Annotated in this window: 8 protein-coding genes; 3 read left to right on the top strand and 5 right to left on the bottom strand. The window is 61.9% G+C overall.

All coding sequences use genetic code 11. From position 1 onward, the window contains the following. Positions 1-50 precede the first annotated feature (50 nt). Together N5J71_RS21430 and N5J71_RS21425 are read right to left on the bottom strand one after the other, a co-directional pair. The gene (locus N5J71_RS21430; protein WP_004424260.1) at positions 51-1289 is read right to left on the bottom strand and encodes a saccharopine dehydrogenase family protein; all 1239 of its coding nucleotides are present in this window, start codon (positions 1287-1289) and stop codon (positions 51-53) included. A 126-nt stretch (positions 1290-1415) separates the two neighbouring features. Then, positions 1416-2513 (bottom strand): carboxynorspermidine decarboxylase, encoded by a 1098-nt coding sequence (locus N5J71_RS21425; RefSeq protein ID WP_004424263.1) that lies wholly within the window; start codon positions 2511-2513, stop codon positions 1416-1418. 309 nt (positions 2514-2822) lie between these two features. Here N5J71_RS21425 and mksB point away from each other — a divergent pair, with 309 nt between their 5' ends. The 3 genes from mksB to mksF all read left to right on the top strand — a co-directional run bounded on the left by mksB (position 2823) and on the right by mksF (position 7743). Beyond that, complete coding sequence (mksB, locus tag N5J71_RS21420) at positions 2823-4064, top strand: Mks condensin complex protein MksB (RefSeq protein ID WP_074861250.1); 1242 nt, start codon at positions 2823-2825, stop codon at positions 4062-4064. Positions 4065-4222: 158 nt separating this feature from the next. Beyond that, a complete protein-coding gene (gene mksE, locus N5J71_RS21415) occupies positions 4223-4915 on the top strand; it encodes an Mks condensin complex protein MksE (protein ID WP_084341796.1) in 693 nt (230 codons plus the stop codon). Further along, on the top strand, positions 4912-7743 hold the full coding sequence (mksF, locus tag N5J71_RS21410) for an Mks condensin complex protein MksF (RefSeq protein WP_279917613.1): 2832 nt from the start codon (positions 4912-4914) through the stop codon (positions 7741-7743). The genes mksE and mksF overlap by 4 nt, the downstream gene beginning before the upstream one ends. Positions 7744-7884: 141 nt before the next feature. Here the strand turns inward: mksF and N5J71_RS21405 are convergent, their stop codons facing one another. From N5J71_RS21405 to N5J71_RS21395, 3 genes are read right to left on the bottom strand one after another with little or no spacing between them, the layout of a single operon-like run. Then, on the bottom strand, positions 7885-10188 hold the full coding sequence (locus N5J71_RS21405) for a PqiB family protein (RefSeq protein WP_279917612.1): 2304 nt from the start codon (positions 10186-10188) through the stop codon (positions 7885-7887). Further along, positions 10181-10798, bottom strand: coding sequence for a paraquat-inducible protein A (locus N5J71_RS21400; RefSeq protein WP_004424276.1), 618 nt, complete (start codon positions 10796-10798; stop codon positions 10181-10183). The genes N5J71_RS21405 and N5J71_RS21400 overlap by 8 nt, the downstream gene beginning before the upstream one ends. Continuing rightward, the gene (locus tag N5J71_RS21395; protein ID WP_004424279.1) at positions 10785-11444 is read right to left on the bottom strand and encodes a paraquat-inducible protein A; all 660 of its coding nucleotides are present in this window, start codon (positions 11442-11444) and stop codon (positions 10785-10787) included. The genes N5J71_RS21400 and N5J71_RS21395 overlap by 14 nt, the downstream gene beginning before the upstream one ends. Between the last annotated feature and the right edge of the window lie 186 nt (positions 11445-11630).

Below are 11630 nucleotides of genomic sequence, written 5' to 3'. Positions count from 1 at the left end.
AACAAAAACCCCGCTGCTTGCGCAGCGGGGCTTCTGGGGTTCACCTGGGCTTACTGATCCCAGGGACGGTCGCCATGCTCGTCCTTGATGCGGGTAGGCAGGCCCATTACGTCCAGCAGCTTGAGGAACGGCTCGGCCGGCAGCTCCTCGACGTTGACCATACGCTTGGCATCCCACTCACCACGCGCCACCAGCAGCGCAGCGGCGACCGGCGGCACACCGGCGGTGTAGGAAATACCCTGGCTGTCGGTCTCGGCGAAGGCCTCTTCGTGGTCGGCCACGTTGTAGATGAACAGCTCGCGCGGCTGACCATCCTTGGTGCCCTTGACCAGATCGCCGATGCAGGTCTTGCCGGTGTAGCCCGGCGCCAGCGAGGCAGGGTCGGGCAGCACGGCCTTGACCACCTTGAGCGGTACCACCTCAAGGCCTTCGGCGGTCTTGACCGGCTGCTCGGAGAGCAGGCCGAGGTTCTTCAGCACGGTGAACACGTTGATGTAGTGGTCGCCGAAGCTCATCCAGAAGCGGACGTTCGGTACATCGAGGTGCTTGGACAGCGAGTGCACCTCGTCATGGCCGGTCAGGTACAGGTTCTGTTCGCCCACCACCGGCAGATCGTCGGTGCGTTTGACTTCGAACATGCGGTTGCTCACCCACTGGCTGTTCTGCCAGCTGTAGACCGTGCCGGTGAATTCGCGGAAATTGATTTCCGGGTCGAAATTGGTGGCGAAGTACTTGCCGTGCGAACCGGCGTTGACGTCGAGGATGTCGATCGACTCGATCTTGTCGAAGTACTGTTGTTGCGCCAGAGCGGCATAGGAGTTGACTACGCCCGGGTCGAAGCCGACGCCGAGGATGGCGGTCACGCCCTTGTCCTGGCATTCGGCCAGGTGCTTCCACTCGTAGTTGCCATACCACGGCGGGGTTTCACAGATCTTGCTCGGATCTTCGTGGATGGCGGTGTCCAGATAGGCGACGCCGGTATCGATGCAGGCACGCAGCACGGACATGTTGAGGAACGCCGAACCGACGTTAATGACGATCTGCGATTCGGTTTCGCGGATCAGTGCCTTGGTCGCATCCACGTCCAGGGCGTTCAGCGCATAGGCCTTGATCTCGCCGGGCTGCTTGAGACCGCCCTTTGCCTGCACGCTGTCGATGATGGCCTGGCATTTGGAGATGTTGCGCGACGCAATTGCAATGCGACCTAACTCGTCATTGTGTTGCGCGCACTTATGGGCCACCACCTTGGCAACACCTCCTGCTCCAATGATCAGAACATTCTTCTTCAATTGTTTCACCTCCTGGGAACTGCGTTGTTGAAAGCGTTTTGATGCGTATTTTGGGTGGTGGGCTGAAGCCCACCCTACTTGACTCAAGACTCGGTGTAGGGTGGGCTTCAGCCCACCACAACAATGTCAGGACAGGCTGGACAGGTAGTCGTCGAACTCGAACTGGCGCACTACCTCGACGCTGCCGTCGAGTTGTTTCACCACGATGGACGGCATCTTCAGGCCGTTGAACCAGTTTTTCTTGACCATGGTGTAACCGGCCGCATCGATGAACGACAGGCGATCACCGATCTGCAGCGGCTTGTCGAACTGGTACTCGCCGAAGATATCCCCGGCCAGGCAGCTCTTGCCGCAGACCATGTAGGTGTGTTCGCCGTCATTCGGCGCCATCTTGGCGTTGAGGCGGTAGATCAAGAGATCCAGCATGTGCGCCTCGATGGAGCTGTCGACCACCGCCAGGTGCTTGCCGTTGTACAGGGTGTCGAGCACGGTCACTTCCAGCGAGGCGCTGAGGGTGATCGCCGCCTCGCCCGGCTCCAGATACACCTGCACGCCGTACTTCTCGGAGAAGGCTTTTAGCCGCGCGCAGAAGGCATCGATCGGATAGCCCTCGCCGGTGAAGTGGATGCCGCCACCGAGGCTGACCCACTCGACCTGGGCGATCAGGTGACCGAAGCGCTCCTCGATGGTGGTGAGCATCTTGTCGAACAGCTCGAAGCTGCCGTTCTCGCAGTTGTTGTGGAACATGAAGCCGGAAATCTGCCCCATGACCTGCTCGATCTTGACTGGATCCCACTCACCGAGGCGGCTGAACGGCCGCGCCGGGTCGGCCAGCAGGTAATCGGAGCTGCTCACCTGCGGGTTGACGCGCAGGCCGCGGATGGTGCCCTCGGTACGCTCGGCGAAGCGTTCGAGCTGGCCGATGGAGTTGAAGATGATCTTGTCGCAGTTGGCGACCATCTCTTCGATCTCGTCGTCGGCCCAGGCCACGCTGTAGGCGTGGGTTTCGCCGGCGAACTTCTGCCGGCCCAGTTTCAGCTCATACAGCGAAGACGACGTGGTGCCGTCCATGTATTGCTGCATCAGGTCGAACACCGACCAGGTGGCGAAGCATTTCAGCGCCAGCAGCGCCTTGGCACCAGAGTTCTCGCGCACGTAGGCGATCTTCTCCAGGTTGACCAGAAGCTTCTGTTTGTCGATGAGGTAGTACGGCGTCTGGATCATCTCGTCGCCCCAGCAAGGTCGGCCAATGGAGGGTTTCAGCCCCCCGGAAAAAAGTGGACGCGAATTGTGCCGATAACCGGCGCATATCGAAAGGGCATTGGAGATTTTTTGTACAACAGGCCATGACCATTATTCGGCCTGCCTGGGCTGACAGGCTATGAAAGCCTGATTACAGCCCGATGACGTCACGTCGCGATAAGCTTGTCCCCGGCATCGCTGCTCCATGCCTCTGATCGATTGGGACTCAAAACAGGCATCGCGCTTGCAGTACAATCCTCCCCTTTTCACTTGCCTGGACCCGGCGCCTCGATGATCGATCCCAAGCGCGTTTTGCGCGCCCTCGCCGAACACTGGACGTTGCTCGAACCGCTCTGCGAGCGTTTCGACGCCGGCACCCTGAGCCTGGTGGAGCTGCGCAACCAGCTCGCCACCCAGTTGCCCGACACCACGCCCAGCGACACCACTGCCCTGCTCGACACCTGGATTCGTCTGGACATCCTTGTGCCAGTGGCGAAGAGCCCCAATCGTTTCGAGCTCAATGCGCAGATTCATGACTTCCTGGCCTACCTGCGCCGCGAACACCGCCTCGGCCTGTGCCTGGAAATCGAAGCCTACCTGCGCCACCTGGAGCGCCTGGCCGGCTATATCCAGGACGCCTTCGAGGTGCGCGACGCCCACGACCTGGCGCGTCAGCTACGCCTGCTCGATATGCGCGTGCGCGATGTACTGAAGAAGTTGGCCAACGACGAACAGGCGCTGGTCAGCGTGGCCGACCGGGCCAAGACCAGCGACCGGCAGATTCCCCTGCGCCAACGTTACGCCGAGGTGCTGGCCACCTGGGACGAATACGTCGAGCCGATGATTCAACTGGTCGCCGCCGACGGCGCTTTCGAGCAGGGCGTGCGCCGCGTCGAACAGGTGCTGCTGCGCCTGCTCGGCGACCAGCAGCGTCTCGGCCAGTTGGTCGACGACGACCTGCTGCTGCGTACCCACGCGCGCATCCTGGAAATGCAGACCACCGCCCAGCTCACCCTGCGCAAGGCCCGCGAACTGCTCCTGCCGCTGCGCGAGGAAGCCCGTCGGCACAACGCCGTGACCCGTGGCGCTGCGCTGGCGCTGTCGGTAATCCGCAAGAAGGGTATCGACGCCGTGCCGCAGGCAGCCATGCCGCTGTTCACCCGTCCGCAGAGCAACTTCCTCGGCAGCGCCAGCCAGGTCGAGGCCTACGTCTACGCCCTGGCGCGCTTCGAAGCCAAGCCGGCGCATTTCCCCAAGGCCAGCAACAGCCGCAAGGCTGGCGCGCCCAAGGCGCCGAAAACCGCGCGGGAGATGATCGAGCGCTGCGAACAGGCCCTGCCACTGCCGGACCTGATGACCTGGCTGCTGGAGCAGGAACCGGAAGGCGCCACCGACGAGTTGCTCTACTGGTTCTCGCGCCTGTCGCGTGAAGGCCGCTTCCAGCGCGACCGCCTGGAACGTCAGACCTACCTGACCCGCGAGCACGAAATCAGCATCAGCTCCTATGCGTTGGTGGGCCGCCCCAGTGCCTGATTTTTACCTAGGGTGGACCAGGGCGCGCAGCCAACGCCTTCTTTGCTCCACCTTGTTGATTGCCTTGATCGAGCCTGTAGGAGCGAGCTCTGCTCGCGAACGACTACGGGACGCTTCGCGAGCAGAGCTCGCTCCCACATTCGTCAGATGACTTGCGTATGAACATCGATCTGAAAGAAATGACCCAGCTCGCGGCCGCCTTCCGCGACCTGTTCAAGGGCTACCACATCTCGCGCAGCGAGCCGGAGTGCTACGCCCAGCTGTCCAGCATGCAGGATCAGTATCGTGCGCTGTTCCGCGCCCTCGGCTTCGAGCTGGTCTGCGACCCGCGCGGTTTCTACTACTTCGTGCCCGAGCAGGTGGCGCCGCAGGTGAACAAGACCGCCCAACGCCTGGCGCTGTTCACCTTCATCCTCGTCGAGCACCTGGCCGACCAGGGCCGCGACCCGCTCTCCGTACTCGACGGCGGCAGCATCGGCCGTGACGAGCTGCCGGCGCTGCTGGAAAAGTACCGCGACCTGTTCCTCCAGGCCGAAGTCACCACTTTCGAGGAGCTGGAAGACAAGATCATCCGCCGCCTCATCCAGCTCGGTTTCGCCGAGGACAGCAACGGCGTGTACCGTTTCCTGCCACCGATGCACCGTTTCCTCGACGTCTGCCTGTCGGTGCAGCACGACCGCGACCTGGCCGCCAGCCTGCACAGCAGTGACCTGCCGCTGCCGGCACCGGTGCTGCTGGACGATGACGGCGACGCCGATCCGCTCGCAGTCGTGGACGCTGAAGAATCCGAGGAAGACGCCCTGGCCCGCGCCATGGCCGAAGAACGCGCCGCACAGGAGATGGACGCATGAGCCAGGAACGCTACGGCATCCGCCGCTTCGCCCTGCTGAATACCGCCGGCTACAGTCTCGGCCTGTTCCCGCTGGAAAACCCGCTGTCGGTGTACGGCGCCAACAACCTGGGTAAATCCGCCTCGATCAACGCCCTGCAGTTTCCCATCCTGGCGCGCATGTCGGACATGAGCTTCGGCAAGTACAGCCTGGAAGCCTCGCGCAAGTTCTACTTCGCCAGCGACACCAGCTACATCCTCGTCGAGGTCGCCCTGCCCCATGGCCCGCACGTAATCGGCGTAGCCGGTCGCGGCCCCGGTGGCGGCTTCGGCCACCAGTTCTTCGCCTACGCCGGCGAGCTGGATCTGGAGCACTATCAGCAGAACGGCACCTGCCTGCGTCAGCGTGAGCTGTTCAAGAACCTCGGCCAGGCCGGCATCACCGCCTACGAACTGAAGCCCGACGAACTGCGTCGCCTGCTGGTCGGCGGTCACACCAGCATTCCGCTGGATCTGACCCTGATCCCGCTGCGCTCGACCAGCGAGCAGAGCCTGAAGACCTTCCGCGCCCTGTTCATCAACCTGCTGCACATGCGCGAGATCACCGCCGCCAAGCTCAAGCAGCTGTTCCTCGATGCCTTCGAGCACAGCCTGCGCTCCGGCAGCGTCGACTATATCGCCGCCACCGAGGAAGCCTTCCGCGACGTACGCCGTATGGAGCAGGACTACCAGGCGCTGGTCACCGCCGGCCCGTTGATCGAAGCGCTGGCCTCGGGCGTGGCCCAGCGCGAAGTGCTGCGCGGCAAGCTGCACCGCCTCTCGCCGTTGCTCGACAACCTGCTGGGCACCTGGCACGACTATGCCGATGCGCGCAAGGAAGAGCTGGTGATCCAGGCCGAGCATTACCGCAGCGAGCAGGACGGCCTGCAGAACGAGCAGCGTGGCGGCACCAGTGAGCTGATGCGCCTGGAGCGCGAGATCAGCGAGATCCAGCGCTGGCTCGGCGAACTTTCGGTGCTGAAGAACCGCTTCGCCCTAGTGGACGATGCCAAGGTACTGGAAGAGCAACTGCTCGCCGCCAAGGACGCCCACGACGAACTGGCCGGCGCCCTGGCGCAGTCGCGGCAGTTCTCCAGCGAAGACCTGGACGAGCGCCTGCGCGATCTGGAAAAACGCCTCAAGTCGGTCAAGCAGCAGCTCGACCACGCCGACAACAACAGCTACTCGCGCCTGCGCGAGGAATTCAGCCAGCAGGACGTCGACCGCCTGATGCGCCTGTTCAACGGCCAACTGTTCAGCCTGCCACTGGGTGAGAAAGGCATCCAGGCCGACGGTGACGACTGGGTCAAGGCGGTCGAAGCAGTGCTGGATCGCTTCAAGGGCGACACCTTCGCCGTGCCGGGCCTGTCCATCGACCTCAGCCATATCGAACCGCCAGCGCTGCAGGCACTGGCCGACCGCGCCGCCCTGCGCGACCAGAAGGATCGTCTGGAGCGCGAGCTCAAGCAGCTCAAGACCCAGCAGTCGGTCGCCGCCGACCGCGCCGCCAGCAAGGCCCAGGCCGAGACGCTGTACCAGGCCGTGCTCGATGCACAGAAAGCCCTGGAAGACTTCCGCAAGAGCCAGACCCTGGCCGCCGAGGAGCCGCAGAAGCTGGAACGCCTGGCCGAACTGGAAGGCGCTCAGGACGAACTCAAGCGTGCCAGCGATGCCTTCGCCGAGCGCGTGCAGCAGCTGTCCGCCAAGCTGCAACTGGTCGGCCGCCAACTGGCGGATCTGGAGGCCAAGGAACGCACCCTGGAAGATGCCCTGCGTCGTCGCCAGTTGCTGCCGGCCGACTTGCCGTTCGGCACGCCATTTATGGAGCCGGTGGACGACTCGCTGGACAACCTGCTGCCGCTGCTCAACGACTACCAGGACACCTGGCAGGCGCTGCAGCGCATCGACGGCCAGATCGAAGCCCTCTACGCCCAGGTGCGCCTGAAAGGGGTGGCCAAGTTCGACAGTGAAGACGACGTCGAGCGCCGCCTGCAACTGCTGGTCAACGCCTACGCCCACCGCCAGGACGAAGCCCTGACCTTGGCCAAGGCGCGCCGTGCGGCAGTCACCGATATCGCCCGTACCCTGCGCAATATCCGCAGCGACTACGACAACCTGGAACACCAGCTGGCGCTGTTCAACCGCGAGATCAACAAGCGCCAGGTCTCCAACCTGCAAAGCTTCCGCATCGTCCTGGCACCGAACAAGGAAGCCCTGCGCCATATCGACCAGATCATCCACAGCGCCGGCCAGTACGAGGAAGGCGAAACCCTGTCGGTGTTCGACCTGTCGCAATCGGCCGATCAGGATGCCAAGAACGAGGAAGCCAAGGACTACCTGTCGCGCCTGGTGGCGGCCAATGGCAACCAGTTGGGCCTGAAGGATCTGTTCGAACTGGCTTTCGAGATCACCAAGGTGCATGGCCAGCCGGTGATTCACACCGACATCGATGGCGCTGCTTCCAACGGCACCACCATGACCATCAAGGCGCTGACCAACATGTACCTGTTGCTGCACCTGATGGATCGCGAGCAGGCCGGACGCGTACGCCTGCCCTACTACCTCGACGAGGCGGCAGACATCGACGAACGCAACCAGCAGGCCCTGATCGAGACCAGCCTGCAGCTCGGCTTCGTGCCGATCCTGGCCTCGGTCAAGCCGCAGGTCTCGGCCCACGTGGCCATCGACCTCGAAGGCGGCAGCGGCCCCAACGGCATCTATATCGACGAAGCGGACTGGAAGTTCATCAAGCCGCGCGAGAATGCCAAGGCTCAGGCGCCTGCGCAGGAAGAAGCCATCGAGCCGGCCTGAACGCATCGCGGCTGAAGCCGCTCCTACGACTCACACACGTGTAGGAGCGGCTGGGCGGCATTCCGCTTCAGCCGCGAGCTTTTATAGCCGCAAAAATGAAAGGGGCCGCTCACTGCGGCCCCTTTCATTTCCATGATGGTCTTACTGCTCCAGCACGATCTTCGGCGCCCACTGCATCCAGGCATCCTGCGGCTCGTCGAACAGTGCAAACGTCTGCCCCGGCTGCGCCGGCCCACCCATCTCCGGATTGTTCGGTGTGGCGAAGGCGATACCGCCTTCGAGCAGCGCCTCTAGCGACTCGGTCCGCACTTTCACGCCCTTGAACAGCCCGGCATCCACACCGATGCCACTGGCATTCCAGAAGCGGCTGCCCGAACGCACCAGCGGCGCATAACGTGGTTCGATCAGTACATGAATCAGCACGCGATCCGAGGTCGGCCCCAGTTCGAAATCCACCACCTTGCCCACCGGCACCTCGCGGTAGCTGACCAGTACACCCGGCTTGATCGAACCACGGCGCGGCGCGCTCAGCACCAGGCGCAAGCCTTCCTCACGCACAGCCTGATTCGGCGCACTGGCCAACGCGGTGAATTCGGTACGGCGCGCCCCTTTATGCGCCGAGGGCTGCACTTCCAGATACTGGCCACTGACCAGGGTGCCAAGATTCGCGGCACGGATCAGGCTCAGTTCCGGCTTCACCACCCAGAAGCGCGTCCCCTCACGGGCGATCTGCTCGGCTGCCTGAGTGATACGCACGTTGAGGATCACCGCTTGCAGGTCATCGGTCAGGCTGAGGTTCTCGACCTTGCCAACCTCCAACCCCTTGTAGCGCACCAGCGTGCCCGGCTGCAGACCATCGCCATCGGCCAGCCGAATGGTGATCTGCTGACCCAGTTGCAAGGCACTGTCACGGTCAGCATGTAAAGCGAAGCGCTGCACCTGGCGATCCGATCTAGCGGCTTGCAGATCAAGCGTGTCGAAAGCGATGCCGCCTGCCAACAGCGTCTGCAGCGACTCACTCTTGACCTCGACACCGGACAGCCCCCCCTTGAGGGTGATGCCACTGGCATTCCAGAAACGCGTGGAGGTGTTCACCAGGTGCACGTAATCCGGCTCGATATGCACACCGAGTACCACCTGACTGTTATCGCGTCCCAGCTGGTAACTCTGCACCGAGCCGACCTTGATCTGCCGGTAGAGCACCGGACTACCCACTTCGATGGAGCCTAGCTGATCGCTGAACAACACCAGATGCAGGCCCGGCGCGCCCAGGTCAAGAGGTGGCGCCTTGCTGCGAGCCACGAAGCTGCGTGCCGGCGGATTGCCTTTATCACCGGGACGCACGGCAATGTAGTTACCCTTGACCAAGGCTTCGAGCCCTGTGATACCGGCCAGGGAAATGGAGGGTTTGACCACCCAGAAATCCGAGCCTTCGACCAGATAATCTTCAGCCAATGGATTGATCGTCAGTTCAGCCGTCGCACTGTTAAGGTCACGGTCTATCTGCATGGTTTTCAGCGAGCCAATCTGGATGCCCTTGTACATCACCGGCGTGCGGCCTTCCTGCAAACCATCGAACTCACTGAGTTTGACGATAACCTTGATGCCTGCCTGAGCCTCGTCGTAATCCTCATACAGACGAAATGGCAGCGCAGGGTCGGTCGCCGGGCTGTCCTTGCGATGCTCAGGCGTGGCGAAGGCGATACCGCCGGCAACGATGCTGGCCAGCGATTCGCTGCGCAGCTTGAAACCCGACAGATCGGCATCGACACTGATACCGCTGGCATTCCAGAAGCGCGTATGTTTGCGTACCAGATGCGCGTATGCAGGCTCGATGAACACCTTCACTTCAACCGTGCTCTGGTCCTCTCCCAAGGTGTAGCTCTTCACCCGGCCAACCTGAATCTGCCGGTAGAACACGGGACTGTCACGATTGAGCGAGCCCAAGCGTTCGGCTTTCAGGGTGATATGCAAGCCAGGCACGTCATCGCCCATGGGCGGTTCCTGAGGCAGGGCGGTAAAGCTGCGCGTCACCTCACCCTCGCCCGGACTGAAGGTAATGTAGTTACCCGATACCAGCGTCTCCAGACCACTGATACCGGCCAGGCTGACTTTGGGCTTGACCAACCAGAAGCGCGTGCCGCTACGCAGGTATTGCTCCAGCTCCTTGTTCACTTCCAACTGGGTGACCACGCCACGTTTCTCACCACTCGAGTCGAGACTGATAGCGGTCACCTTGCCTACCGCCATACCCTTGAACATCAGCTCGGTCTTGCCAGCCTGAATACCCTCCCCGCTGGCAAATACCAATTCGACCTGAATGCCTGCCTCGCTATAGGCGCGCCAGGCCAGCCAACCACCAATCAGCAGCGCGATAAGCGGCAACACCCAAATGGCCGACCAGTTCGAAGCAGGACGCGTCTTGGCCAGAGGAAGGTCAGTCATGATCGGTTTCCGTGTTATCCCAGATAAGGCGAGGGTCGAACGTCAGGGCTGCCAGCATGGTTAGGATTACCACACTGGCAAAGGCCGCGGCGCCGGCGCCAGCTTCGATACTGGCCAGGCTGCCAAAATTCACCAGCGCCACCAAAATTGCGATGACGAAGATGTCGAGCATCGACCAGCGGCCGATCCACTCGATGAAGCGATACATGAGAATACGCTGGCGAGCGGACATTGGCTGATGCCGCTGCACCGAATAGAGCAATAGAGCGATGCCAACCAGCTTGAATGTGGGCACCAGGATACTGGCGATAAACACTACCGCCGCAATCGGCAGCATCCCAAGATGAACGAGTTCCACCACACCGCCCATGATGGTCGCCGGCGCGCCTTTGCCCAAACTGTTGACGGTCATGATCGGCAGCAGGTTGGCCGGGATATAGAGAATCGCCGAGGTCAACAGCAAAGCCCAGGTGCGCACCAGGCTATTGGGGCGACGTGCATGTACCTGACCACCACAGCGACTGCAGTACTGATGCCTGGCACCCTCCTCGACCGGATTGATCTGGTGACACTCGTGGCAGACCAGTAGTCCGGCATCAATCGCCCGCATGGATGTCCTCCCCGGACAGCGCTTCCCAAATCTGATGCGGAGACATGGTCACTTCAAGCCACACCTGCACCAGAAGCAATGCGATGAAGCAGAACAACCCCAAGCCCAGGCTCAGGTCAGCTAGGTCCATCAACTTCACCATGGCAACCAGAATGCCCATCAGATAGACCTCGAGCATCCCCCACTCGCGCATGTGGTGATAGATCCGGTAAAGCAACAGACCGTAGCTACGCCCGAAGTCGAGGCGGATGCTCAACAGAACCAGCAACTGACACAGCAGCTTGAGCAGCGGCACGGCCATGCTGCAAAGGAACACCACCACTGCAATGCCTTGCATGCCGCTCTCATACAGACCTAGCACACCACTCCAGACAGTGTCCTGCGAGGTTTGGCCCAACAGATTGAGCTGCATGATCGGCAGGAAGTTTGCCGGGATATAGAGCAGTAGAGCCGTTAATACCAGCGCCAGGCTACGCCGTACTACATGATGACGGTGGCTGAACAACTCATAACCACAACGAGGGCACTCGGCACTTTCACCATCCTGCAGCATCGGCTTGCGCATCAATAGATCGCACTCATGACAGGCGACCAACTGCTCAATCGGCAAGGAAGATAAGGAAGATTCGGAGGGCGAGTCAGACATGAAAGTCCCCAGCGGAATTCGCCGCATTCTACCCGAGCGCCACCAGACACCGACATACCGTGCGCACCACGATAACCCCCCGTATTGGTCGGTGCGCACAGCGCACCATACGCGCCTGCAGGAACGACCTCTGGCCAACTTTCCGCCGCGCAAAGAAGAAACCCCAGACCGCTAGGCGATCTGGGC

The sequence above is a fragment of the Ectopseudomonas oleovorans genome (assembly GCF_029845265.1).
GTDB classification, from domain to species: Bacteria; Pseudomonadota; Gammaproteobacteria; order Pseudomonadales; family Pseudomonadaceae; genus Aquipseudomonas; species Aquipseudomonas oleovorans.
The sequence above is the reverse complement of the archived record's forward strand: the minus strand, read 5'-3'. Positions and strand labels throughout refer to the sequence as shown.

Coding starts and splice junctions, on each gene's coding strand:
- N5J71_RS21405 (WP_279917612.1), bottom strand. CDS start 10,188: ATGACTGACCTTCCTCTGGCCAAGACGCGTCCTGCTTCGAACTGGTCG.
- mksF (WP_279917613.1), top strand. CDS start 4,912: ATGAGCCAGGAACGCTACGGCATCCGCCGCTTCGCCCTGCTGAATACC.
- mksB (WP_074861250.1), top strand. CDS start 2,823: ATGATCGATCCCAAGCGCGTTTTGCGCGCCCTCGCCGAACACTGGACG.
- N5J71_RS21425 (WP_004424263.1), bottom strand. CDS start 2,513: ATGATCCAGACGCCGTACTACCTCATCGACAAACAGAAGCTTCTGGTC.
- N5J71_RS21395 (WP_004424279.1), bottom strand. CDS start 11,444: ATGTCTGACTCGCCCTCCGAATCTTCCTTATCTTCCTTGCCGATTGAG.
- N5J71_RS21400 (WP_004424276.1), bottom strand. CDS start 10,798: ATGCGGGCGATTGATGCCGGACTACTGGTCTGCCACGAGTGTCACCAG.
- mksE (WP_084341796.1), top strand. CDS start 4,223: ATGAACATCGATCTGAAAGAAATGACCCAGCTCGCGGCCGCCTTCCGC.